The organism is Vibrio sp. VB16, from assembly GCF_015594925.2.
Lineage (GTDB): Bacteria > Pseudomonadota > Gammaproteobacteria > Enterobacterales > Vibrionaceae > Vibrio.
The window spans coordinates 3,571,920-3,596,256 of the sequence record NZ_CP087590.1; the positions used below are offsets into that span (position 1 = coordinate 3,571,920).

General features: G+C 43.1%; 19 protein-coding genes, 3 tRNA genes and 3 rRNA genes. 8 read left to right on the top strand and 17 right to left on the bottom strand.

The features are described 5' to 3' along the window. Nucleotides 1-28: 28 nt before the first annotated feature. Together tsrA and IUZ65_RS16320 are read right to left on the bottom strand one after the other, a co-directional pair. Nucleotides 29-310 carry an H-NS-like global regulator TsrA gene (gene tsrA, locus IUZ65_RS16315; protein WP_195704695.1) on the bottom strand — a complete coding sequence of 94 codons (282 nt, stop codon included), beginning with the start codon at nucleotides 308-310 and terminating at the stop codon, nucleotides 29-31. A 111-nt stretch (nucleotides 311-421) separates the two neighbouring features. Beyond that, complete coding sequence (locus IUZ65_RS16320; protein WP_195704696.1) at nucleotides 422-1,606, bottom strand: multidrug effflux MFS transporter; 1,185 nt, start codon at nucleotides 1,604-1,606, stop codon at nucleotides 422-424. Between the two features lie 106 nt (nucleotides 1,607-1,712). Between IUZ65_RS16320 and IUZ65_RS16325 the strand changes: the two genes are divergently transcribed. Both IUZ65_RS16325 and IUZ65_RS16330 read left to right on the top strand, forming a co-directional pair. Beyond that, nucleotides 1,713-2,654, top strand: a complete 942-nt coding sequence (locus tag IUZ65_RS16325) for a LysR substrate-binding domain-containing protein (protein ID WP_195704697.1) — start codon at nucleotides 1,713-1,715, stop codon at nucleotides 2,652-2,654. A gap of 83 nt (nucleotides 2,655-2,737) precedes the next feature. After that, nucleotides 2,738-4,528: an aminopeptidase P family protein gene (locus tag IUZ65_RS16330; protein ID WP_195704698.1), complete on the top strand. Its 1,791-nt coding sequence runs from the start codon at nucleotides 2,738-2,740 to the stop codon at nucleotides 4,526-4,528. A gap of 820 nt (nucleotides 4,529-5,348) precedes the next feature. On the opposite strand, the gene crcB is transcribed toward IUZ65_RS16330, so the two are convergent. The 8 genes from crcB to IUZ65_RS16370 form a co-directional block, all read right to left on the bottom strand. Further along, nucleotides 5,349-5,732, bottom strand: a complete 384-nt coding sequence (gene crcB, locus IUZ65_RS16335) for a fluoride efflux transporter CrcB (RefSeq protein WP_195704699.1) — start codon at nucleotides 5,730-5,732, stop codon at nucleotides 5,349-5,351. A 627-nt stretch (nucleotides 5,733-6,359) separates the two neighbouring features. Further along, nucleotides 6,360-7,395 (bottom strand): IS630 family transposase gene (locus IUZ65_RS16340; protein ID WP_195704632.1). Its coding sequence is split into 2 segments (ribosomal slippage): nucleotides 6,360-6,935 and nucleotides 6,937-7,395, totalling 1,035 coding nucleotides; the frame shifts between segments, so codons are not numbered across the junction. Nucleotides 7,396-7,701: 306 nt separating this feature from the next. Next, nucleotides 7,702-7,778: transfer RNA gene (locus IUZ65_RS16345), tRNA-Asp, on the bottom strand. A 92-nt stretch (nucleotides 7,779-7,870) separates the two neighbouring features. Next, a 5S ribosomal RNA gene (gene rrf, locus IUZ65_RS16350) occupies nucleotides 7,871-7,986 on the bottom strand. A gap of 122 nt (nucleotides 7,987-8,108) precedes the next feature. Then, nucleotides 8,109-11,001: ribosomal RNA gene (locus IUZ65_RS16355) — 23S ribosomal RNA — on the bottom strand. Nucleotides 11,002-11,385: 384 nt separating this feature from the next. Then, nucleotides 11,386-11,461, bottom strand: a tRNA-Ala gene (locus tag IUZ65_RS16360). A gap of 127 nt (nucleotides 11,462-11,588) precedes the next feature. After that, nucleotides 11,589-11,665: transfer RNA gene (locus tag IUZ65_RS16365), tRNA-Ile, on the bottom strand. A gap of 139 nt (nucleotides 11,666-11,804) precedes the next feature. After that, nucleotides 11,805-13,357: ribosomal RNA gene (locus tag IUZ65_RS16370) — 16S ribosomal RNA — on the bottom strand. The 16S, 23S and 5S rRNA genes sit together here with 3 tRNA genes alongside, the layout of an rRNA operon. 609 nt (nucleotides 13,358-13,966) lie before the next feature. Between IUZ65_RS16370 and IUZ65_RS16375 the strand changes: the two genes are divergently transcribed. Continuing rightward, nucleotides 13,967-14,515, top strand: a complete 549-nt coding sequence (locus tag IUZ65_RS16375; protein ID WP_195704700.1) for a gamma carbonic anhydrase family protein — start codon at nucleotides 13,967-13,969, stop codon at nucleotides 14,513-14,515. Here IUZ65_RS16375 and IUZ65_RS16380 read toward each other — a convergent pair. The 4 genes from IUZ65_RS16380 to IUZ65_RS16395 all read right to left on the bottom strand — a co-directional run bounded on the left by IUZ65_RS16380 (nucleotide 14,508) and on the right by IUZ65_RS16395 (nucleotide 17,211). Then, entirely contained in the window at nucleotides 14,508-14,771 is a 264-nt protein-coding gene (locus tag IUZ65_RS16380) for a DUF1488 family protein (RefSeq protein ID WP_195704701.1), read from the bottom strand. The two genes, IUZ65_RS16375 and IUZ65_RS16380, sit on opposite strands and share 8 nt — an antisense overlap. Further along, a complete protein-coding gene (gene aroE, locus IUZ65_RS16385) occupies nucleotides 14,771-15,604 on the bottom strand; it encodes a shikimate dehydrogenase (RefSeq protein ID WP_195704702.1) in 834 nt (277 codons plus the stop codon). Before aroE ends, IUZ65_RS16380 begins: the two co-directional genes overlap by 1 nt. Before the next feature lie 75 nt (nucleotides 15,605-15,679). Next, a complete protein-coding gene (hemF, locus tag IUZ65_RS16390; RefSeq protein ID WP_195704703.1) occupies nucleotides 15,680-16,588 on the bottom strand; it encodes an oxygen-dependent coproporphyrinogen oxidase in 909 nt (302 codons plus the stop codon). 65 nt (nucleotides 16,589-16,653) lie between these two features. Next, a complete protein-coding gene (locus IUZ65_RS16395) occupies nucleotides 16,654-17,211 on the bottom strand; it encodes an L-threonylcarbamoyladenylate synthase (protein ID WP_195704704.1) in 558 nt (185 codons plus the stop codon). Nucleotides 17,212-17,381: 170 nt separating this feature from the next. On the opposite strand from IUZ65_RS16395, the gene purE reads away from it, so the two are divergent. Together purE and IUZ65_RS16405 are read left to right on the top strand one after the other, a co-directional pair. Further along, the gene (gene purE, locus IUZ65_RS16400) at nucleotides 17,382-17,867 is read left to right on the top strand and encodes a 5-(carboxyamino)imidazole ribonucleotide mutase (RefSeq protein WP_195704705.1); all 486 of its coding nucleotides are present in this window, start codon (nucleotides 17,382-17,384) and stop codon (nucleotides 17,865-17,867) included. A gap of 5 nt (nucleotides 17,868-17,872) precedes the next feature. Next, a complete protein-coding gene (locus IUZ65_RS16405; RefSeq protein WP_195704706.1) occupies nucleotides 17,873-19,015 on the top strand; it encodes a 5-(carboxyamino)imidazole ribonucleotide synthase in 1,143 nt (380 codons plus the stop codon). Nucleotides 19,016-19,043: 28 nt separating this feature from the next. On the opposite strand, the gene IUZ65_RS16410 is transcribed toward IUZ65_RS16405, so the two are convergent. Genes IUZ65_RS16410 through dprA form a run of 3 tightly spaced genes read right to left on the bottom strand, consistent with a single transcriptional unit; the run spans nucleotide 19,044 to nucleotide 21,219 of the window. Next, nucleotides 19,044-19,616 (bottom strand): DNA topoisomerase family protein, encoded by a 573-nt coding sequence (locus IUZ65_RS16410; RefSeq protein WP_195704707.1) that lies wholly within the window; start codon nucleotides 19,614-19,616, stop codon nucleotides 19,044-19,046. Between the two features lie 20 nt (nucleotides 19,617-19,636). Beyond that, a complete protein-coding gene (locus IUZ65_RS16415) occupies nucleotides 19,637-20,110 on the bottom strand; it encodes a DUF494 family protein (RefSeq protein WP_195704708.1) in 474 nt (157 codons plus the stop codon). A 2-nt stretch (nucleotides 20,111-20,112) separates the two neighbouring features. Then, a complete protein-coding gene (gene dprA / locus IUZ65_RS16420; RefSeq protein ID WP_195704709.1) occupies nucleotides 20,113-21,219 on the bottom strand; it encodes a DNA-processing protein DprA in 1,107 nt (368 codons plus the stop codon). Nucleotides 21,220-21,445: 226 nt separating this feature from the next. Between dprA and def the strand changes: the two genes are divergently transcribed. The 3 genes from def to rsmB all read left to right on the top strand — a co-directional run bounded on the left by def (nucleotide 21,446) and on the right by rsmB (nucleotide 24,308). Further along, nucleotides 21,446-21,958 carry a peptide deformylase gene (gene def, locus IUZ65_RS16425; protein ID WP_195704710.1) on the top strand — a complete coding sequence of 171 codons (513 nt, stop codon included), beginning with the start codon at nucleotides 21,446-21,448 and terminating at the stop codon, nucleotides 21,956-21,958. 13 nt (nucleotides 21,959-21,971) lie between these two features. Next, nucleotides 21,972-22,919, top strand: coding sequence for a methionyl-tRNA formyltransferase (gene fmt / locus IUZ65_RS16430; RefSeq protein WP_195704711.1), 948 nt, complete (start codon nucleotides 21,972-21,974; stop codon nucleotides 22,917-22,919). A gap of 108 nt (nucleotides 22,920-23,027) precedes the next feature. After that, nucleotides 23,028-24,308 carry a 16S rRNA (cytosine(967)-C(5))-methyltransferase RsmB gene (gene rsmB, locus IUZ65_RS16435; protein WP_195704712.1) on the top strand — a complete coding sequence of 427 codons (1,281 nt, stop codon included), beginning with the start codon at nucleotides 23,028-23,030 and terminating at the stop codon, nucleotides 24,306-24,308. Nucleotides 24,309-24,337 lie beyond the last annotated feature (29 nt).

The following is a 24,337-nucleotide window of genomic DNA, read 5'->3' on the forward strand; positions in this document are numbered from 1 at the left end:
TAAATAGGCTCTTATCTAAAATAGGAGCCTATTTATCTAAGAATTTTTGTAACTCTTCTGCAGAAATCCCTTGCTCGGCTAGTTCCTTAGCCATAAGTTCAACCTGCTCTCCTTTTCGTGATTCGATTACTCTTTGAAATTGATAAACGATATCTCGCAGTATATAAAGTGGCACTTGTTTAGCTGCGCTTCGAATTCGTTCTTCACTTTGATTACCTAACTCGTTGAGCAATTTGCCAAACATTATTTTTTCTGGCGATTCTTCTAGTTGCTCTAATATGCGAGCCATTTCATAAGTCGTTAATGACATTAGATGTATATATTTCCAACGGTTAATAGTAGATAGGCACGGTGTGCACTCTGAATATACACTGTATTCTTTGCTTGGAAAACAAACATTCTATTAATTGTTGGAATTATATTAACGACAAGGTTGATGCCACAATCTTCCACGCTTGCTAAATAAGATAATTAAAGCAGGCGCAATGAAAAACATCTGTAATGCGATCCCATTCTGAGCATCTAGACCCAGTCTTTGTACCGTTCCAACAACAATACCTGCACCACTCATTTGAAACAATCCAACCAATGCAGCAGCGGTGCCCGCTCTATCGCCAAATGGAGCCAAAGCTTTTCCTGCTGAGATTCCTAATACAAGTGCGAAACCGACAGACGATAAGAAAATTGGCAACATAAACGCCCACGGGTACTGGTGACTCGGCAATAGCAGCATTAATATACCACCAAGAAGCATGGTCACAATACCAATGATTAGTGCACTATGTGTTCCTTTGCTGTCCATTAGCCTAGGCGCCATAAAGGCAGCGAGAATATTCACCACAGCATTGACACCAAACCAAAACGTAAACGCGTTCATACTCAGCCCCATTTGCTCCATCAGTACAATTGGTGCTGATGTAACATACGCAAGGATTACCCCCATTGAGAGCATGCAAAGTGACGCATGAAACAAGAAGTTTGGATTTGAAACTACACTTAAATATCGCTCTAACTTAAATACCTTTTGATTTTCTTGAATAGGATTCGTCTCTTTCATTCCAAGTAATATAAGACTACCCACTACAAGAGCAAATACGGCCATAAAAGAGAAGTTACTACGCCAGCCAAATTGCTGAGTAATATAACTGCCTAGTATAGGAGCGAGTGCGGGAATAAAGCATATTGCACCATTCAGATAGCTAATCATTCTGCCACTTCTTTCAGCACCAAACATGTCCCTAACGGTCGCAAAAGCTGCAACGGCTGTCGCGCATGCTCCAAAACCTTGTAATAATCTAGCAATAAGTAAGAGTTCAATGCTACTCGCTAACCAAGCTAAGTAAGCACTCATGCCGTATATCATTATTCCAGTCAACGCTATTTTCTTGCGACCATATTTATCAGCTAAAGGGCCAGCGAATAGTTGCCCAACACCCATAGAGAATAAAAACCAGGTCACAGTGTCCTGCGCCAACGCATGTTCCACGTGGAACGTTTCGGAGATTAGAGGTAGTGCCGGTAGATAGATATCGATAGCTAAAGGGCTAAACAGAACCAACATGACTAATAATGCCATTTGAAACTTATCCGTCGTTTGATTATTCATTGTGATCACTTGCCATATCATATCGTGGACTCGCATAATATAGAGCTACTGATATGAACTCAAATGGCTTATAATCATTACAACTATTCCTGCTTGGAATTTCACAATGAACCTAGAGAATTTGTCTCGAACAGATTTAAACCTTCTAGTTTGCCTTAAAGTTCTATTTGAAGAACTTAACGTCACAAGAGCAGCAAACCGTTTGTATGTCAGTCAGTCAGCGGTGAGTAAGTCGCTTGCAAAATTACGCATTCAATTTGAAGACCCTCTTTTCGTAAGGACATCGCATGGTCTAAAACCAACACCAAGGGCTCTTAATTTACACCCCAAGTTAGACCGTTTAATACATCAATTAGAACTTATTAACCAACCAGATATTTTTGCCCCTGATTCTTCTCGGATCAAATTCAATATCGCTTTAGTTGAAAGCGCTTATCCGCTCATTCTTCCACACTTTTTGCCGGCTCTTTTCAGTAATGCCCCCCACATCACCATAAGTTCTCACAATTGGAGAGATGAAACATTTCAAAATATACGTAACGGTGAATTGGATATAGGAATAACGGGTAGAGATATAGACATGACTCACGCCGCGCTAACGACGCCAACGCCTAAATATATCTCTGAGACCGAAATATACCGCGATAGGCAAATGTGCGTCGTTCGAAAAAATCATCCCATATTGGATAAGGAGTGGACGTTAGATCGCTACCTAGAGCTTAGACATATCCAAGTACGTTGTGACGGGAGTGATCGATGGTTGTTGGACTACAAGTTGGCCGAACTGGGTTGCGAACGTGATATTGCTATCACCGTCCCAGACTTTAATAGTGCTTCCGCACTTTGTACTTATAGTGACTTTATATTTACTGCACCAAGCTATTTTACTAAACTCGTAGCGAATCATTATGATCTAACATTAGTGCCTCTCCCTTTGGACTTTCCTCCTATGGCATACACGCTTTTTTGGAGTGTGGAGAGGGAGAATGACCCTGCGTTGAACTGGTTAAAAAACCTTATCATCGAAAAAACTCGACATCTAAGATAATGGTACACGATGCAACCGCTATGGCGTTCTGGTGACAGTTCGATTCTCAAACGTTCGACATCTTTACATTAAAAGGAATGATAATGAACACTACAATATCGCAAAGGATAGAATCCTTACGTACGTGGCTTACCACCCATAATTATGACGCAATTATCATTCCTCATGAGGATGAGTTCTTAGGGGAGTATATTCCCGCGCATAATGAACGATTACATTGGGCGACCGGATTTACTGGTTCCGCTGGCGCAGCGGTTGTCACTAGGGACAACGCAGCCATATTCGTAGATGGTCGATATACCGTTCAGGTCAAAAACCAAGTACCTAGTGATTTATTTGAATATCATCATCTAACTGAAGCGCCCTACTGGCAGTGGCTAAATGCCCACAAGAATTCCGTTACAACCGTCGCTTATGATCCTCGAATGCATCCAGCGTCATGGCTTAATAATATTGGCGATCTACTAGATACCGAAATTCGACTAATAGAAACATCAGTCAATCCTGTCGACGATTGTTGGAATGACCGTCCAGGTGCAAGCCTAACTAATATGCGCCTTATGGGCAAAGATATTGTAGGACAAGACAGTTTGTCGAAACGAGAATCTATAGCTGAAATACTATCCGACAAGAAGGCCGATGCGGCAGTCCTTACTCGATTAGATACCATCTGTTGGCTCTTGAACATACGAGGTTTGGATGTGTCTCGACTGCCAGTCCTGTTGTCACACGCCATTATTTATTCTGATGCTAGTGTTGATTTCTTTATAGAGCATGAACGTGTTTCCTCTAACTTTGGTACGCATGTAGGCGGTGACGTTACCATTGTGCATCCGAAGCAACTCACTCGACACTTAGAGAATCTAAGTGGTAAAAGTGTATTGTTTGACCCCACCTCTAGTAGCGCTTGGTTCAAGCTCCAGATGGATCGCTTTTCAGTCAATATGATAGATGAGGCTGATCCTTGTTTATTACTCAAAGCAGTTAAGAATTCCACCGAGATTGAAGGGATGATTTCGAGCCACATCGTTGATGGGGTGGCAATGGTAAAATTCTTGAATTGGCTCGATGCCGAAGTTGAATCTGGGAGACTACATAATGAAGCCTATTTGTCAGACCGATTACAAAACTTCAGAGAAGAGCATGATGAATTGGTAGACCTTAGCTTCGACACTATTTCGGCTACTGGTTCTAATGCTGCTATGTGTCATTATAATCATAACGATCAAGCGATTCCAGGGAGCCTAACACTGGACTCACTCTACTTAGTTGACTCTGGAGGTCAGTATCCTAACGGCACAACGGACATAACACGAACAGTAGCTATTGGTACACCAACAGTTGAAATGAAGACACTATTTACCCTCGTGTTAAAAGGTCATATTGGGATCGCAACAGCTATCTTCCCTCATGGCACAACGGGGAGCCAGATAGATGTATTGGCAAGGCAACATTTGTGGGCTAATGGTTTTGATTTTGACCACGGAACCGGTCACGGTGTCGGTCATTTCTTAAGTGTTCATGAAGGACCACAGAGTATATCTAAGAGGCCGAATACCGTCGCCTTGTTGCCGGGAATGGTTGTTTCGAATGAACCCGGCTATTACCGAGCAAATAGTTTCGGTATACGTATCGAGAACTTAGAACTTATTGTTTCAAAGGTCACGAACGGGGACTTTTCTGGACTGGGCTTTCAGGAATTAACGCTCTGCCCTATCGACCTAAGATGCATAGACGTTAATCTTTTGACTAAGCCTGAATTACGGTGGTTAAACGCTTATCATAAAAAGGTACGCACAGTCTTAGCACCACTCGTAGACAGCAAAATTGGTCTATGGCTAGACAATGCCACCTCGCCATTAAGTCATTCTTAATTGAAAGATAACATGCAGCCTAAACGCTGCATGTTTCACGTGAAACCTATCAAGACAATCTCACCATTAATCGCTTACGTACAATGTTCGATTGAAATACTGAACCTCAAAGCCGTAATTGAACTAGTGTCGATTAAATCCAACCATACTCATTCCGACTATTTTTCGTTTCTTAAAATCGAATAATTCGAAGCTTCAATTGCGGTAACTCGAAAAGTCCCATTAGATGACTTGGAGACCTCATAGGAAGTGTAAATTAACGAGAAAACATTAGAGAAAGAAAAATCTCGTCGCTCCAATTCAGTACTCCGCTAAATATAAACCCAGAGAAAAAGCCTCTGACCATCCAAATTTCAGATCAGTATCTACTATTAATTATTCAACACAAACTCTGGTAAATTTTATTACCTTCTCTAAAATAGCTCACAACATTTATTGAGCTACTCCAACATCGACTCTCCGACAAAACCTTTTATTGGCGAGCGAATATCGAAACTATTTACCATATTGAAAAAATAACAAGTAGTTTCTGGTCAGTTGGAAAGTAGCCCTATTGCATAGTTTGAAAAGTACAATCTCATTAATGGAATTATAGAGTTGCTATCATTTTTGTTTCACGTGAAACATAAGAGAGTATCGAGTAGGTTTTTGATATTAGAACACCGATAAACACAGGCACCTCAAAACAGATATTGCCAACGTGTTTTAACGGCTATCAAATTAATGGACGACACACAGATCATTACTTTGGTTTATCTAATATCCTCTTAGACAAAAATCTTCCCACAGTAATGTCTATTTGCCAGAATAATGACTCAATCTAAGTACGAGTCAGAAGCTGAAAACCTAACCATGCAGCGGAAATACTTAGAATTACATTAAGTAATATATTGAGTCCCATCTTAAAAAAGGCACCCTGCTGCAGCAATAAAACGTTATCCATCGAAAAAGTAGAAAATGTTGTTAGGGCACCTAAAAAGCCAAGACCAATAACCTGTCTCCATGGAACCTGAGCCAATAACTCAGTCTCAAAAGCGGCAATAAGCAAACCCATAATGAAAGAACCCACAACGTTTACGGTTAATGTTCCATACGGAAAGCCCCTACCCATCAACATAACGCAAAGCTCGGAGATCAAATATCGAGAGCACGCACCAAACGCTCCCCCTATCGCAATAAAACCTAAGATTGTAAACTGACTCATAATTAACCAAAGAAAAGAAACTTGACGATATTCTATAGATTTAGCTATAAATTAACCAATAAAAATAATGCATAATCAGTATAGTTATGCCAACCAAATCATTAGATTTGAAATGTTACAGGCGTAACTTTAACTGTATATAATCACATGCAGGCACTACTTGGTTGGTTTGCTTCTAAGATTATCTTGGATTCACTACTTAAACACTCCATTCGCTTGAGTACTTTCTAAATCTGGATTTTAAAATTTTGATCTGAGGTCACCTAATTTTAGGCTTCGCTGTTAGAAGTTACCGTTAATAAATTATCGCCATTGATAAGCGTTAGAACGCTCACTACACATACTTTAGACTCTTATGGAAGGTTAATCGGGGTTTTACTGATTCGAGTTTCTAGAGGCCGCACGCGCTCCCTCTTCAACAAAAGCTAACCAACAAAGCGACCACTATCCAGCCATTCTACTGGCGAGTTATACATTTATGACTGATATGGATGTCATTCCGCCGTCCGCTCTAGACATCCCTGTACATTTAGCAATGGATCTCCTTCCCATTGATGTCTGTTCCATGGAAGCGATATCGATACTCTGAAAAAGCGAGCCGATTCTTACTAATACCATTCCGGAAAATTAACTGGTCAGGTCTATCCAGCTTCTAGAACACATTTCCGTGACTCTCTTTGAGCTTTCTAAAAAGCCATTCCATGCGGTGCATATTTGAGAAACTATATCGTCATAGTGCTCAAAACTTTGGTTGGCGAGGTAATGTTGTCGTAGCCAACTCCAAACTTGCTCGATAGGATTCAACTCCGGGGAATATGGTGGAAGTTTGATGATACTGACATTATCGAATTGGTTAACGATATCTTCGGTATGCCATCCTGCACCATCCATTATCACCACTGCATGACGCCCAATTTGGGTCATTTCAGATATCTGTTTCAAGTGTTCAATCATAATATCTTTATTGACCCAAGGGACGACCATTGCCTCACCTATACCTCTTGCGGGACAAACGGAACCAAACAGATAGGCGTATTCAAATTGCTGTTGTTTCACAACTCGAGGCCGAGTTCCTCGTTCTGCCCAAAGTCGTGTTGTCGTGTTTTGCTGGCCGAATCTGGCTTCATCCTGAAACCAAACATCAACGTGCTCAAGCCTTATGTGACCAGGGATCTTGAGGATCGTTTCAATTTTGAATTTTTTTAAAATCGTCCTGAGCTTGTGGCGATTGTTTAGGGTGTTTTGAGCGTGACGTTATCCAAGAAAAGCCCATATGCTCGAGCAGATAGTAGATGGAGTTTGGGTGATAGTGCTTATCGAAATTATTAATTATGTAAGCGTGTATATCACTGCCAGTCAGTCGACCACCTGATGAGTTTTCAGCTTCTGTTTTGATGTATTGGCTGAGTTGCTCACGTTGAGCCAGAGTCAAAAATGCTGGTCTTCCAGTTCGTGGTTTTTCTTGGAAACCATCGATACCTTTTTCTAGAAAGATTTGAACCCATTTATTCACGCTGGTTCTACTCACTTTAAGAGATTTTGCAATTTGGGTTCTAGAAGCTCCGTCTTTGAAGTGTGCCAAGGCCAAAAAACGCATTTTCATCTGCATAGATTTTTGCTGACTAGCAAGCTTTTTGAAGTCGATATTATTGAGGCTTTTCATAGTGATAATAAGTTTGTTTCAGGTAGCCTCAATTAGATCATATTTTTACTTTAATTGGTATAAGCTTAAAACTCAAAAAAGCCTCAGCATTTCTGTTGAGGCTTCTAAACTTTTCTTGTAAGAACTGGCGGAGTGGACGGGACTCCCTTTCCGTTTACAACCACGCGCCCCCTGGCGTGACAGGCCGGCTTCCCCTAACAAAAAGCAACCAACTGAGCGGCCACACCACAGGGTATTCCTTTCTTCTATAAACGCAAAAAAGCCTCAGCATTTCTGCTGAGGCTTCTGAACTTTTTTTGTAAGAACTGGCGGAGTGGACGGGACTCGAACCCGCGACCCCCGGCGTGACAGGCCGGTATTCTAACCAACTGAACTACCACTCCACATGGTATTCTTACGACAATCGAAGTCTTATAAAACTTAGCTTTGATTGTTTTTGCCTTATCTTTCCTAAAAAAGATAAAACGATATTAAAGCCTGGCGATGTCCTACTCTCACATGGGGAGACCCCACACTACCATCGGCGCTATTGCGTTTCACTTCTGAGTTCGGCATGGAATCAGGTGGGTCCACAACGCTATGGTCGCCAAGCAAATTTGGTAAAGCTTCCTAATAACTTAGAAAACTTTAATAATCTGGATTACTGACCTAAATAAAAGTTCACACACATTCAATGTTCTTACATTGAGTCCACAAAACCCCTTGGGTGTTGTATGGTTAAGCCTCACGGGCAATTAGTACAGGTTAGCTCAACGCCTCACAACGCTTACACACCCTGCCTATCAACGTTCTAGTCTCGAACAACCCTTTAGGACACGTAAAGTGCCAGGGAAGACTCATCTCAAGGCTCGCTTCGCGCTTAGATGCTTTCAGCGCTTATCGATTCCGAACTTAGCTACCGGGCAATGCCATTGGCATGACAACCCGAACACCAGTGGTTCGTCCACTCCGGTCCTCTCGTACTAGGAGCAGCCCCTTTCAATCTTCCAACGCCCACGGCAGATAGGGACCGAACTGTCTCACGACGTTCTAAACCCAGCTCGCGTACCACTTTAAATGGCGAACAGCCATACCCTTGGGACCGACTTCAGCCCCAGGATGTGATGAGCCGACATCGAGGTGCCAAACACCGCCGTCGATATGAACTCTTGGGCGGTATCAGCCTGTTATCCCCGGAGTACCTTTTATCCGTTGAGCGATGGCCCTTCCATTCAGAACCACCGGATCACTATGACCTGCTTTCGCACCTGCTCGAATTGTCATTCTCGCAGTCAAGCGGGCTTATGCCATTGCACTAACCACACGATGTCCAACCGTGTTTAGCCCACCTTCGTGCTCCTCCGTTACTCTTTGGGAGGAGACCGCCCCAGTCAAACTACCCACCAGGCACTGTCCGCAACCCCGATAAGGGGCCTACGTTAGAACATCAAGCATACAAGGGTGGTATTTCAAGGTCGACTCCACTCCATCTAGCGACGAAGTTTCAAAGTCTCCCACCTATCCTACACATGTAGGGTCAATGTTCAGTGCCAAGCTGTAGTAAAGGTTCACGGGGTCTTTCCGTCTAGCCGCGGGTACACTGCATCTTCACAGCGATTTCAATTTCACTGAGTCTCGGGTGGAGACAGCGTGGCCATCATTACGCCATTCGTGCAGGTCGGAACTTACCCGACAAGGAATTTCGCTACCTTAGGACCGTTATAGTTACGGCCGCCGTTTACCGGGGCTTCGATCAAGAGCTTCGTCCGAAGACTAACCCCATCAATTAACCTTCCGGCACCGGGCAGGCGTCACACCGTATACGTCATCTTACGATTTTGCACAGTGCTGTGTTTTTAATAAACAGTTGCAGCCACCTGGTATCTGCGACTCCCGATAGCTCCATCCGCAAGGGATTTCACCGTCAAGAGCGTACCTTCTCCCGAAGTTACGGTACCATTTTGCCTAGTTCCTTCACCCGAGTTCTCTCAAGCGCCTTGGTATTCTCTACCCGACCACCTGTGTCGGTTTGGGGTACGATTTCTTATAATCTGAAGCTTAGAGGCTTTTCCTGGAAGCATGGCATCAATGACTTCATCACCGTAGTGACTCGACATCGGGTCTCAGCCTAACAATTTCCCGGATTTACCTAAGAAATTAGCCTACACCCTTGAACCTGGACTACCATCGCCAGGCTCACCTAGCCTTCTCCGTCCCCCCATCGCAATTATAAGAAGTACGGGAATATTAACCCGTTTCCCATCGACTACGCCTTTCGGCCTCGCCTTAGGGGTCGACTTACCCTGCCCCGATTAACGTTGGACAGGAACCCTTGGTCTTCCGGCGTGGGAGTTTTTCACTCCCATTATCGTTACTCATGTCAGCATTCGCACTTCTGATACCTCCAGCAGACCTTACAGTCCACCTTCAACGGCTTACAGAACGCTCCCCTACCCAACATAATAAATTATGTTGCCGCAGCTTCGGTGTATAGCTTAGCCCCGTTACATCTTCCGCGCAGGCCGACTCGACCAGTGAGCTATTACGCTTTCTTTAAATGATGGCTGCTTCTAAGCCAACATCCTGGCTGTCTGAGCCTTCCCACATCGTTTCCCACTTAGCTATACTTTGGGACCTTAGCTGGCGGTCTGGGTTGTTTCCCTCTCCACGACGGACGTTAGCACCCGCCGTGTGTCTCCCGGATATTACTTACTGGTATTCGGAGTTTGCAAAGGGTTGGTAAGTCGGGATGACCCCCTAGCCTTAACAGTGCTCTACCCCCAGTAGTATTCGTCCGAGGCGCTACCTAAATAGCTTTCGGGGAGAACCAGCTATCTCCAGGTTTGATTGGCCTTTCACCCCTAGCCACAAGTCATCCGCTAATTTTTCAACATTAGTCGGTTCGGTCCTCCAGTTGATGTTACTCAACCTTCAACCTGCCCATGGCTAGATCACCTGGTTTCGGGTCTATACCTAGCAACTCGACGCCCAGTTAAGACTCGGTTTCCCTACGGCTCCCCTATACGGTTAACCTTGCTACTAAATATAAGTCGCTGACCCATTATACAAAAGGTACGCAGTCACAGGACGCAATGCCTGCTCCTACTGCTTGTACGTACACGGTTTCAGGTTCTATTTCACTCCCCTCACAGGGGTTCTTTTCGCCTTTCCCTCACGGTACTGGTTCACTATCGGTCAGTCAGTAGTATTTAGCCTTGGAGGATGGTCCCCCCATATTCAAACAGGATATCACGTGTCCCGCCTTACTCGTTTTCACTTAAAATGACGTGTCGGTTACAGGGCTATCACCTTGTATCGCGATACTTTCCAGAATCTTCACCTGCATCATTAAAAGCTTAAGGGCTAATCCAATTTCGCTCGCCGCTACTTTCGGAATCTCGGTTGATTTCTACTCCTCCGGGTACTTAGATGTTTCAGTTCCCCGGGTTTGCCTTATTAACCTATGTATTCAGTTAATAATACTAGCTTATGCTAGTGGGTTTCCCCATTCGGAAATCGTAGACTCAAGTGGCTTTTACTGCCTTATCTACGCTTATCGCAAGTTAATACGTCCTTCATCGCCTCTGACTGCCAAGGCATCCACCGTGTACGCTTAGTCACTTAACCATACAACCCCAAAGGGTTTCGCTTACGCGAAATAACAACGAATTGTTATTGTATTAGTAACCAAGGTTTCTATCGTTGCCTCATTATTTGAATGAGCGAGACAACATTTTCGATTTTGCCGGACTCAAATATTAAACAGTTAACCGAAGTTAGCTGTTTCCAAGAACACTTGAATGTGTGTTGGTTTGTTATCACCGAAGTGACAACAAGTACCTAAATCTAAAAGATTTAGGATTTGAGAACTTTTATTTTGATAAATAATAATCAATTATCTATCAGTCAGCTTTCCAAATTGTTAAAGAGCAAAGATTTCATACTTATAAAAATAAGCCAAAACCATTTTTAAATATTCTTTTCTCTATGCAGAGTAAAAACACTTAAAGATGGTGGAGCTATGCGGGATCGAACCGCAGACCTCCTGCGTGCAAGGCAGGCGCTCTCCCAGCTGAGCTATAACCCCATCAGTTGGGTGTTTTTTTTGACAACTCATGAAATCTAATAAAGTTAACTCTTTTTAGACAAGGCAAATTGCAAGGAAGTGTATGTAAATACACGACGAACAATTTAACGCAGTATAAAGGAGAGTTTGGTGGGTCTGAGTGGACTTGAACCACCGACCTCCCGCTTATCAGGCGAGCGCTCTAACCAGCTGAGCTACAGACCCATTCTTGCTTTATGCTTTCTCTTAGTTGAACTAAGAAAAATCATGATGCAATAACAGAAGATATTTCTGAGTTATCATCTCTTTGCTTTTCTAAACCTATTTCAATCTGTGTGAACACTCATCATGAGCAATCATCGTTTAAGGAGGTGATCCAGCCCCAGGTTCCCCTAGGGCTACCTTGTTACGACTTCACCCCAGTCATGAACCACAAAGTGGTAAGCGTCCCCCCGAAGGTTAAACTACCTACTTCTTTTGCAGCCCACTCCCATGGTGTGACGGGCGGTGTGTACAAGGCCCGGGAACGTATTCACCGTAGCATTCTGATCTACGATTACTAGCGATTCCGACTTCATGGAGTCGAGTTGCAGACTCCAATCCGGACTACGACGCACTTTTTGGGATTCGCTCACTATTGCTAGTTGGCTGCCCTCTGTATGCGCCATTGTAGCACGTGTGTAGCCCTACTCGTAAGGGCCATGATGACTTGACGTCGTCCCCACCTTCCTCCGGTTTATCACCGGCAGTCTCCCCAAAGTTCCCGACATAACTCGCTGGCAATTAAGGATAAGGGTTGCGCTCGTTGCGGGACTTAACCCAACATTTCACAACACGAGCTGACGACAGCCATGCAGCACCTGTCTCAGAGCTCCCGAAGGCACACCTGTGTCTCCACTGGCTTCTCTGGATGTCAAGAGTAGGTAAGGTTCTTCGCGTTGCATCGAATTAAACCACATGCTCCACCGCTTGTGCGGGCCCCCGTCAATTCATTTGAGTTTTAATCTTGCGACCGTACTCCCCAGGCGGTCTACTTAACGCGTTAGCTCCGAAAGCCACGGCTCAAGGCCACAACCTTCAAGTAGACATCGTTTACGGCGTGGACTACCAGGGTATCTAATCCTGTTTGCTCCCCACGCTTTCGCATCTGAGTGTCAGTATCTGTCCAGGGGGCCGCCTTCGCCACTGGTATTCCTTCAGATCTCTACGCATTTCACCGCTACACCTGAAATTCTACCCCCCTCTACAGTACTCTAGTTTGCCAGTTTCAAATGACCTTCCGGGGTTGAGCCCCGGGCTTTCACATCTGACTTAACAAACCACCTGCATGCGCTTTACGCCCAGTAATTCCGATTAACGCTCGCACCCTCCGTATTACCGCGGCTGCTGGCACGGAGTTAGCCGGTGCTTCTTCTGTAGCTAACGTCAAACAATAAGCGTATTAAACTTACTGCCTTCCTCACTACTGAAAGTACTTTACAACCCGAAGGCCTTCTTCATACACGCGGCATGGCTGCATCAGGCTTTCGCCCATTGTGCAATATTCCCCACTGCTGCCTCCCGTAGGAGTCTGGACCGTGTCTCAGTTCCAGTGTGGCTGATCATCCTCTCAGACCAGCTAGAGATCGTCGCCTTGGTGAGCCATTACCCCACCAACTAGCTAATCTCACTTAGGCTTATCCAATCGCGGAAGGCCCGAAGGTCCCCTCCTTTCCCCCGTAGGGCGTATGCGGTATTAGCTATCGTTTCCAATAGTTATCCCCCTCAACTGGGCAAATTCCTAAGCATTACTCACCCGTCCGCCGCTCGACGCCTATTAACGCTCCCGAAGGATTGTTAACATCGTTTCCGCTCGACTTGCATGTGTTAAGCCTGCCGCCAGCGTTCAATCTGAGCCATGATCAAACTCTTCAATTTAAGTTCTTTTTGGCTCAATGAATACTGACTTTAAATTGCCTTTTACTTTAGATAACCGAAGGTTAAATAGTAAAGTGTTCTTTAAAGTTCTATCACTCCAACAGAGTGATATTTAAATAACTGTGTTCGATACCCGAAAGCATCAAATTAGGTCACTCAGTTCATTGAAACCGTTGTTGATTTCGTGCCCTAAAGCAGAGAATCATCTTCGATTGTCATCAACGAGTGCCCACACAGATTGATATAGGTTTAAATTGTTAAAGAGCGTTGCTTGGATATCCCCGTTAAGGTCTGTCTTAAGCAAGGCGGCCATTCTAGCGATTTCACGTGAAGTGTCAAACACTTTTTTATTTATTTTTCACTTTACAAAAAATGAAAATAAATGTCGTTTCGCTGAGCTGTTCACCTAACTGACATTGTGCGCTAACCCTTGTGGGCTGTGCCGTGTCAGTGTTGGCGCATTATAGAGAGCTTAAGGATATTGGCAACCCCTTTTTTATGATTTTCACGATTTATTTACTGTTTGGACAGTTTTTATCCACTAAAGGCCAGTTTTACTAACTTTACTATTTGCATATACTCTATATAAGTAAATAAAAGGGATAAATGATGAGCAAATTGAAAAGCTTTAAAGGAATACACCCTGAAATTGGTTCCTCTGTGTATATAGACGAGACTTCAGTTTTAGTTGGCGATGTAAAGATTGGAGATGATTCGAGTATCTGGCCTTTTGTGTCGGCTAGGGGCGATGTTAATCATATTCATATAGGTCAACGCTCAAATATCCAAGATGGCAGTGTGTTACATGTTACTCACAAGTCAAAAGACAACCCCAATGGTTACCCACTCATAATAGGAAACGATGTAACCATTGGACACAAAGTAATGTTGCATGGATGCACAATTAACGATTGTGTGCTTATCGGTATGGCTGCCATTGTTTTAGATGGTGTCACGATTGAGGAAAATGTCATGGTTGGGGCAGGTAGCCTAGTACCACCGAATAAGATATTAGAAAGTGGCTATCTCTATGTCGGCAGCCCGGTTAAACAAGCTCGTCCTTTGAAAGAACAAGAACTGGCCTTTTTAAAAAAATCGGCAGATAACTATGTAGCAAATAAAAACGACTATCTAGAACACGTCAATCCTATTAATTAATTTCAACTTGATCGAGGTCGTTAAAGCGTTCGTCCTCGATCATTTCTTCGGCTATCTCTTCAATATCAAATCGATACTCAGAGAAGACATCTAAGATAATATCTGAATGTAGTTCAATGGATCCTGACATCGCTGTCAGTCGTTCTCTTGAGATAGTGCATTTTATTAATGAACCCGCCTGTTGCGCAGCAAATTCTACGACCTCTCGTTTGTCATCCCACTCTTGGATATCAGAGAACAATATCGACTGATTCATTACTGGCCCTCCAAGTTTTTTCGAAGCTCTCTTAGTATCTGTTTGGTTCCCGGGCGCAGTCCTCGCCAAAGCATAAAACTTTCGGCCGCCTGACCAACCAACATACCAAGCCCGTCATAAATCTGCGCAACACCATTATCCCTTGCCCATTGATTAAAGGTCGTCATCCCTGCGCAATAGGTCATGTCATAAGCGATGGTGTTCACACCAAAAATTTTAGTGCTGATATTCGGAACTTGTTTGTATAAGCTGGCAGAGGTTGAATTGATAACCACATCAAATGGACTATCTATTTCATCTATATATTCTGTAGTGACATTACCGAAAGGTGTAAATATCTGAGCAAGTTGTTCTGCTTTCTCGAATGTTCGATTGACTAAGGTAAGTTGACTTGGCTTTTGATCTAATAAAGGTTTAATCACGCCCCTCGCCGCACCACCGGCGCCGAGTAACAAAATACGGCTACCTTCCAATGGCACTTGATACTGAATTAGATCCTGAACAAGGCCCTCACCATCTGTATTGTCACCGATTATCTCACCATCATCGAGCCTTTTAAGCGTATTGACTGCGCCAGCCAATTCCGCACGTTTAGTCAGCCTATCAGCAAATTGAAATGCTTCTTCCTTAAATGGTGCCGTAATATTGCACCCTCTCCCACCGTCCTTAAAGAAGTGCTCCACGGCGCTTAAAAAATGGCCAGCTTCAGGTCCACAGCTAGAATACTCCATGTTTTGAGCAGTTTGCCTCGCAAACAGAGTATGAATAAAGGGAGATTTACTTTGTGAAATTGGGTTACCAAATACGAGGTATTTATCCGTGGTACCAACCATATCCTTGCCTACTGTAATAAATAAAAAGGGCCATCTAAGATGACCCTACCATTTCAAGTTCGCTTAGCCAATAACTTATACCCACTCTTTGGGCTTCAAATACTCTCTATAGAGTCGTGCTTCTGCGCTATTGGCCTCTGGTTGAAAATCGTATTCCCATCTAACTAATGGAGGCATCGACATCAGTATCGACTCTGTCCTTCCTCCACTTTGCAATCCAAATAACGTACCCCGATCGTACACTAAGTTGAACTCAACATAGCGTCCACGTCGATATAGTTGAAACTGACGTTCACGATCGCCATATTCCATTAACTTTCTTTTGTTTACTATTGGTAGATAGGCACAAGTAAACCCTTCACCTACTGCTTGGATGTAGGAAAAGCATTTATCAAATTCCCATCGATTCAGGTCATCAAAAAACAGACCACCAATGCCACGCGTTTCATCTCTATGCGGTAAATAAAAATAGTCGTCACACCACTTTTTGTGCTCGGCGTAAACATCTTGTCCAAACGCTTCACAAATAGATTTCGCTTTTTGATGCCATTGAATGCAATCTTCTTCAAAAGGGTAAAAAGGCGTCAGATCAAACCCTCCACCAAACCACCAAATGGGGTCTTCTCCTTCTTTTTCTGCAATAAAAAATCGAACATTAGCGTGAGATGTGGGGATATAGGGGTTTTTAGGGTGGATAACTAATGAGACCCCCATCGCTTCAAATTTTCGGCCAGCTAATTCTGGCCTATGAGCAGTAGCAGAGGCTGGCATTTTTTCACCATAAACATGAGAAAAATTTACTCCTCCCTGTTCGAATACAGCGCCATTTCTAAGGACTCGAGTTCTACCTCCTCCTCCTTGCTCTCTTTTCCAAGCATCTTCCTCAAATGTTGCTCCGCCATCCGCCTGTTCGACTTGCCGACAGATGTTATCTTGCAGCCCTAACAAAAATGATTTTACTTGCTCTTTATTCACTGTAGACATAATTTTTTCACCGCAGATACTATTCTATCTCTATGTTAATATCGTTTTATTTGCTGTAAATACCGCTACCCAGGTCTTAATATTGTAGAACTACATGCATCTCTTATCTCTGAAGGTTTATTTCTACCCCCAGTATTGCCTTCTAACACAATAACACCAGTATTCCCAAGTTGAGCAATGACTTCATCTGTCGTCATACACGCTGGTCGCCCAGACAGGTTCGCACTTGTCGAGGTAATTGGCTTCCCAAACGCCATACAGACTTTTTGAACCAACGGATGATCAGTCACCCTAACCGCCACCGTATCGAACTGACCCGTAACAAGATTAGATGTCAGGTGACTAACAGGCATAACCCAAGTGATTGGCCCCGGCCACGATTCTTTAATTTCAATTAATCGCTCAGTACTCAATGAAGAGGTGTCAATGTAGGGCGCAATCTGTTCGTAAGTGGCCGCAACTAATATAAGTCCTTTTTCTACGGCTCTTTTTTTTACATCAAGAAGCTTGTTTATTGCTTCATCATTGTCTGGATCGCAGCCAACACCGAAAACACCCTCTGTTGGATAGGCGATTACGCTGCCACTAATTAACGCTTCAATTACTTGGTCAAAGTTACTCATTTTTCTACTTTATAGCCCCAATACTCATCTTAGTGTACAAATTCTTATGCTAAGCCGCTAATGACTATTTAAAAATAACTGACGCAAACGTTTTCCTTGTGCCATTTTAACCTTATAATGCGCGGAAAATATCAACTAACAATGAATGAATTAATTTGTAGGAGTTAGCGATGAAAGTCGGAATTATTATGGGTTCTAAATCAGATTGGCCCACCATGAAACTTGCTGCTGAAATGTTAGATCTATTTGGTGTACCTTACGAAACGAAAGTCGTTTCGGCTCACCGAACTCCGCAACTATTAGCTGACTATGCGAACAGTGCAAGAGAACGCGGACTAAAAGTCATCATTGCTGGCGCTGGTGGTGCGGCTCATCTTCCTGGTATGGCTGCTGCCTTCACTTGTTTACCAGTATTAGGCGTCCCAGTTCAATCTCGTGCATTAAAAGGAATGGACTCACTATTATCGATTGTCCAGATGCCAAAAGGTATTGCGGTTGGAACGTTGGCAATTGGCGAAGCAGGTGCAGCAAATGCAGGTATACTAGCAGCCCAAATAATTGGAACGAATGATGAAGCAGTAATGGCAAAGGTGGAAGCTTTTCGTAAAGAGCAAACCGAAACTGTTTTGGCAAACCCTAACCCTGCAGAGGATTAATAATAATGCACGTTCTTGTACTAGGTGCCGGCCAGTTGGCCAGAATGATGTCACTAGCTGGGGCTCCACTCAATATTCATATCTCTGCATTTGATGTGACGAGTGAAAATATTATTCACCCTCTGACTCAAGCACTACTTGGCCACGGGTTAGAAAACGCTATTGAGCAAGCCGATGTAATAACAGCCGAATTCGAACATATTCCTCATGATATTTTAGATATTTGCCAAGCAAGTGGAAAGTTTCTACCTAGTACTGAAGCCATTAAGATTGGTGGTGACCGTAGATTAGAGAAAGCCTTATTAGATAAAGCCGGTGTAGCCAATGCCAAATATCACGTAATAAATACTCAAGAGGACTTCGCAAAAGCTATCGAAATAGTCGGTATGCCCATGGTTTTGAAAAGCACGCTCGGTGGTTATGACGGAAAAGGCCAGTGGCGAATCAAAAGTCAGTCAGAAGCAAAAAATATTTGGCTCGAAGTAAAAGCTTGCATCGATGAATCACCAAACCAAGCCATCGTGGCAGAAGCGTTTATACCATTTGATCGAGAGGTTTCTCTAGTAGGCGCCAGAGGTAAAGATGGCAAAATTGCTGTTTATCCACTTGCGGAAAACATCCATACCAATGGTGTTTTATCTCTCTCTACCGCAATCATCGATCCAGCCTTACAATTACAAGCTAACCAAATGTTTACCAACGTAGCCCAGACATTAGATTATGTTGGCGTACTTGCTTTAGAGTTTTTCGATGTAGGCGGTAAATTGCTAGTCAATGAAATCGCTCCACGGGTACACAATTCTGGGCATTGGACTCAGCAAGGCGCAGAGGTTTGTCAATTCGAAAATCATCTACGGGCGGTATGCGGACTGCCTCTAGGTGGTACCAATCTGATTCGACCAACAGCGATGATAAATATTCTTGGTGAAGACTCGCTTCCAACGGGAGTATTAAAAGAACAAGCATGCCATATTCATTGGTATGGCAAAGATAAACGTCCGGGAAGAAAGATGGGGCACATCAATGTCAGTGCTGACAATTACTATGAGCTAAGTGAGCAGTTACTTATACTATCAGAGATACTGGATGAGGCTTCATTTCCTGCTCTCAAACACTACGCTATCAAACTAGAGCACAGCGGGAACTAAAATAAAAACGGCGCTATCTGCGCCGTTATTATTTTTTAATATGCTGACATTTTCGCTCGGCACATTGAAGACGAACTCCCTTAGAGGAGTTTTTTTCAACTAAAAGAGGATACCCGCAGTTTTCACATTTACCATTCTTAGGGGGTTGATTAACTGCAAACCTACATTCGGGATAATTATCACAGGCCCAAAAAACCTTTCCAAAACGAGATTTTCGCTCGACAAGATGGCCTCCAGTACAATCAGGACACTTAAACGACTCTGCTTCTTCTTCGTTGGGCTGATCAAGTGATTCAATATGATGACATTCAGGATAACCGCTACAGCCGATAAACATGCCGTAACGACCTTGTCGAAGAACCAATTCGTTTTCACATTCAGGACATGGAATACCTAACGGCTTAACGATATGTCCGTCGTTATTATGAAGCGTTTTAATGTACTCACAATCGGGATAGCGAGTACACCCAAGAAATCGTCCTAACTTTCCATGTCGAAGGGCAAGCTCTCCTCCATATGTGTCTCCACATAAAGGGCAAGAATCATGCTCTAGTGCATGCTCATGTGCTTCAAACAGTTGGTTATTTATCTTTCCGCTCATACATGCCCTGAAGATCTCGTTTAGTGTAATATACCCGTTTCTGCGGTATAGAGTAACTCTTCCATAAGCGTATAAGCATTCTCATTTCCAGGTACATTAAATAGCACCATTAAAATGATCCATTTTAAATCATCAAGCAGTAGCTCTTGTGTTTCTAATCCCATAACCCGATCAATGACCATTTCTCGAGTTTCAGTTGTTAACACATTAACCTGTTCCAAAAAGAGTAAAAAACCTCTGTTTTTAACATCAAGACGACTTTTTTCATCTTCAGTGTAGATTCTTGTCGAGGTTGACGCGCCTTTTGCAATCGCAGAACGTTGATCACTCTGTTGTAGCGCCGCCAAATCTTCGAGCCAATCGAGCGCCTTATAGATCTCCTCTTGGTGGAAACCCGCCCTTAGTAACTCATCTTCAAGTTCGTCTTGGTCGACTATTAACTCTGCATCATTATGGATGTAGGTTTCGAACAAATACATCAAGATGTCCATCATAGCTAACCCCTCCTCGTTCGAATATAACCGCCAGATACAGCTGCAACATGCCCCTGAAGTTCTAGCTCCAGAAGCTGCATCATAATTTCATTCACTGGGATATGGGTCCTCTGTGCCAAAATATCAACCGATACAGCTTCTTCTTCCCCTACGTTAGCCAAGAGTACCGAAAATGGCAATTGCTCTTTTTCATCTTCAGTAGAAAATAGCTCTCTTTGATTGTTAATCGACCAGTTCAACAAACTGTCTATCTCTTTCAGCATATCACTTGAGGACTGAACAAGACTTGCCCCCTCTTTTATTAGCGAGTTCCCCCCCTTGGCGTGCGGATTATGAATAGAACCTGGTAGCGCAAATACTTCTCTACCCTGTTCATTGGCATACCTTGCCGTGATCAACGAACCACTCTTTTGCGCAGCCTCGACAATAAGTACACCTAATGACAGTCCACTAATGATTCTATTTCTACGAGGGAAATTTTCGGGTTTGGGTAACCCATTAGGCCTAAACTCCGATACCAAAGCACCATTTTCTATAATTCTTTTCGAAAGGTCACGATGCTTGGCAGGATAAATACTCTCTAAACCTGAACCAAGCACTGCAATTGTTTTTCCTCCTGCCTTTAGAGCACCGTCATGCGCATGGCCATCAATACCCAATGCTAATCCACTAGTAATAGTTATTCCTTTACGAGCCAGGTCTCCAGAAAAAGCTTTCGCATTTTGCAAACCATCAACGCTCGCATTTCGACTTCCAACGATGGCAATTTGTGGATCAGACAGACAATCAACGTCCCCTTTTATAAACAGGATCGGAGGTGGGAGCCCAATTTGTTTCAGGAGTTCCGGATAATCATTATCGATTAAAGTCATAATTCTATGAGAAGCAGCAGATTGTTGCCATGAAAGGCAATAATCCACATCTTTCGCCGCATATCGTTTGATGTAATCGATCTGTTGTGGTTTTAACCCTAAGTATTCTAATTCATTTCGAGAATAGCTGACGATATTCTCCGGAGAAGAAATAGCAACTAACTTACTGAAATTACGACTCCCTATATAGGGAGTAAAACTAAGAGTTAACCATGCCGAAAGCATTTTTTCACACATTAATAACCTCTCTCTAGAGCAGATTTAGATCGGGCTTATATACAAAAAAAAGAAGAGACTAAAAAAAATACTAAATTTGAGTAAAAAAAGAGTAAAATAGTCAGATCGTGGCTTTTATTCCTGAATATTGAGATTTTAGGATGCTGTCATTTGATCTATTAAATGTCTAGAATTGCGTAATTCACCGTTTCGCGGTTTGGACACAGTTCAATTTTTAGAGTTATTTATGTCTGTATTAGAAGTATTAACATTCCCGGATGATCGCCTTCGCACTGTCGCTAAACCAGTCAAGGTAGTCACTCCACAGATCCAAAAATTCGTCGATGACATGATTGAAACCATGTACGAAGAAGAAGGCATTGGCCTTGCAGCAACTCAAGTTGATTTCCATCAACGTATCGTCGTAATCGATATTTCCGATTCGCGCGATCAGCCGATGGTATTAATTAATCCAGAAATCACTGATAAACGTGGTGATGATGGTATAGAAGAGGGCTGTCTATCGGTTCCCGGAGCAAGAGCTTTAGTTCCAAGGGCTTCGGAAGTATCGGTAGAAGCATTAGACCGCAATGGCGAAAAATTCAGTTTTGAGGCATATGACCTTTTAGCTATATGCGTTCAGCATGAATTGGACCATTTAGAAGGGAAGCTTTTTGTTGATTATTTGTCGCCTTTAAAGCGTAAGCGAATTAAAGATAAGCTCGAAAAAATTAAACGCTTCAACGAAAAAAACAATTAACAACGAGGTTACCTTGAGCCAATCACTACGTATTGTCTTTGCCGGTACTCCGGATTTCGCCGCCCGCCACTTGGCGGCGTTATTGTCTTCGGAGCACGAGGTCATTGCTGTATATACTCAACCAGATCGTCCAGCAGGTCGCGGTAAAAAATTAACCGCTAGTCCTGTAAAAAATATCGCATTAGAAAATAATATTGCTGTTTTTCAGCCGGAGAATTTCAAGTCAGATGAGGCGAAACAACAACTCATTGACCTCGATGCCGACATAATGGTTGTTGTTGCGTATGGTTTATTACTGCCACAACGGGTACTCGACACTCCAAGATTGGGCTGCATTAATGTACATGGTTCGATTCTTCCCCGCTGGCGAGGCGCCGCTCCAATTCAGCGCTCAATTTGGGCTGGAGATGAGAAAACAGGTATCACTATCATGCAGATGGATATTGGGCTAGATACAGGTGATATGCTCAAAATAGATACGTTACCAATTGAAGCAACAGATACAAGTGCGTCAATGTACGACAAATTAGCTGATCTTGGACCGAGTGCACTGATTAACTGTTTGTCTGATATAGCTGACTCTAAAGCAAATCCTATAAAGCAAGATGATGCATTTGCTAATTACGCAAAAAAACTATCGAAAGAAGAAACAAAGATAGACTGGTCAATCGATGCAGAGCAAATTGAACGTTGCGTTCGAGCTTTTAACCCATGGCCAATGAGCTACTTTAGTGTTGCCGATAACAATATTAAGGTTTGGCGCAGCAGAGTCGAAAACATCAAAAACGACAAAGAACCTGGGACGATATTACAAGCCGATAAACATGGTATATATATCGCCACAGGAGATAATGTTCTAGTGTTAGAACAGATTCAAATTCCAGGGAAAAAACCCATGCCTGTTCAAGATGTCCTCAACTCACGCAATAGTTGGTTTGAAGTAGGCAGTCAATTACTTTAAAGACAGATATTTAAGGCTAGCCTCCCGCTAGCCTCTTCTTTTTAGATCATACTAATGTGCCCGTTTTAATAACGATCACTACTGTTAAAATGAAATTAGGTTTTTAAAATGAATGTTCGTGCAGCCGCAGCCACCGTTCTTTTCCAAGTCGTAGATAAAGGTCAATCTTTATCTACTGCTCTTCCTGCCGCCCAACAAACCATAAAGCCACGAGACCATGCCTTACTACAAGAAATTTGCTATGGCTCGCTTCGCTACTTACCAAGGCTCGAAACCATTGCAAATAAACTAATGGATAACCCTTTAAAAGGGAAAAAGCGAGTGTTCCATCATTTGGTGTTAGTTGGAATTTACCAACTTAGTTTTATGCGCATTCCTGCGCATGCGGCCGTTGGCGAGACAGTAGAAGCAACAAAAAACCTTAAAGGACAAAGCCTAAGCGGCCTTATCAATGCAGTCTTAAGAAGCTACCAAAGAAATCAACAAGAGTTAGACCTGTTCGCTGTAAGCAATGACGCTGGAAAATATGGCCACCCAGGTTGGCTACTTAAGCTACTGAAAGGCGCCTACCCTGATAACTGGGAATCGATTGTTGAAGCTAATAACAGCAAGGCACCAATGTGGTTAAGAGTAAACGAAGCGCATCACAGTAGAGATGAATATTTAGCTTTATTAAAGAATGAAGAGATCAATGCAACCATTCACCCTCATGCGAGAAATGCATTAAAACTAGAAAAACCAACGGATGTCAGCAACCTCCCAGGGTTTGATCAAGGTTGGGTTTCCGTTCAAGATGCGGCAGCACAGCTATCGGTCGATTTCTTAAATCCACAAGAAAATGAACTCATTCTTGATTGTTGCGCCGCTCCAGGTGGAAAAACGGCTCATATATTAGAGCGTATCAAAAACAGTCAAGTTGTCGCCATAGATTCCGATGAATATCGGCTAAAAAGGGTTTACGAAAACCTTGACCGACTAAACCTAAATGCAAAAGTGATATGCGGTGATGCTCGTAAGCCAGAAGAATGGTGGACAGGTAAAAAGTTTGACCGCATCCTTTTAGATGCTCCCTGTTCGGCAACCGGCGTTATTCGACGTCACCCTGACATTAAATGGTTACGTCGAGCCAATGATATTGTGGCTTTAGCACAACTTCAAAGTGAGATTATCGACGCTATGTGGCAACAACTTAAAACAGGTGGCACAATGGTTTATGCTACCTGTTCAATTACCCCACAAGAAAACAGTGAACAAGTAATCGGTTTTTTAAAAAGAACGAATAATGCTGAGCTTATCGGCTCTGATATTGAAAGCCCGGGACGACAAATTCTTCCCGGGGAAGAAGATATGGACGGTTTTTATTATGCCGTACTAAAAAAGAATGCCTAATAAACTAATTTATATGCATTAACAACGAC

Excerpts from the sequence above, each read along its gene's own strand:
- tsrA (WP_195704695.1), bottom strand. The coding sequence starts at position 310 with ATGTCATTAACGACTTATGAAATGGCTCGCATATTAGAGCAACTAGAA.
- IUZ65_RS16320 (WP_195704696.1), bottom strand. The coding sequence starts at position 1,606 with ATGAATAATCAAACGACGGATAAGTTTCAAATGGCATTATTAGTCATG.
- IUZ65_RS16325 (WP_195704697.1), top strand. The coding sequence starts at position 1,713 with ATGAACCTAGAGAATTTGTCTCGAACAGATTTAAACCTTCTAGTTTGC.
- IUZ65_RS16330 (WP_195704698.1), top strand. The coding sequence starts at position 2,738 with ATGAACACTACAATATCGCAAAGGATAGAATCCTTACGTACGTGGCTT.
- crcB (WP_195704699.1), bottom strand. The coding sequence starts at position 5,732 with ATGAGTCAGTTTACAATCTTAGGTTTTATTGCGATAGGGGGAGCGTTT.
- IUZ65_RS16375 (WP_195704700.1), top strand. The coding sequence starts at position 13,967 with ATGAGCAAATTGAAAAGCTTTAAAGGAATACACCCTGAAATTGGTTCC.
- IUZ65_RS16380 (WP_195704701.1), bottom strand. The coding sequence starts at position 14,771 with ATGAATCAGTCGATATTGTTCTCTGATATCCAAGAGTGGGATGACAAA.
- aroE (WP_195704702.1), bottom strand. The coding sequence starts at position 15,604 with ATGGTTGGTACCACGGATAAATACCTCGTATTTGGTAACCCAATTTCA.
- hemF (WP_195704703.1), bottom strand. The coding sequence starts at position 16,588 with ATGTCTACAGTGAATAAAGAGCAAGTAAAATCATTTTTGTTAGGGCTG.
- IUZ65_RS16395 (WP_195704704.1), bottom strand. The coding sequence starts at position 17,211 with ATGAGTAACTTTGACCAAGTAATTGAAGCGTTAATTAGTGGCAGCGTA.
- purE (WP_195704705.1), top strand. The coding sequence starts at position 17,382 with ATGAAAGTCGGAATTATTATGGGTTCTAAATCAGATTGGCCCACCATG.
- IUZ65_RS16405 (WP_195704706.1), top strand. The coding sequence starts at position 17,873 with ATGCACGTTCTTGTACTAGGTGCCGGCCAGTTGGCCAGAATGATGTCA.
- IUZ65_RS16410 (WP_195704707.1), bottom strand. The coding sequence starts at position 19,616 with ATGAGCGGAAAGATAAATAACCAACTGTTTGAAGCACATGAGCATGCA.
- IUZ65_RS16415 (WP_195704708.1), bottom strand. The coding sequence starts at position 20,110 with ATGATGGACATCTTGATGTATTTGTTCGAAACCTACATCCATAATGAT.
- dprA (WP_195704709.1), bottom strand. The coding sequence starts at position 21,219 with ATGTGTGAAAAAATGCTTTCGGCATGGTTAACTCTTAGTTTTACTCCC.
- def (WP_195704710.1), top strand. The coding sequence starts at position 21,446 with ATGTCTGTATTAGAAGTATTAACATTCCCGGATGATCGCCTTCGCACT.
- rsmB (WP_195704712.1), top strand. The coding sequence starts at position 23,028 with ATGAATGTTCGTGCAGCCGCAGCCACCGTTCTTTTCCAAGTCGTAGAT.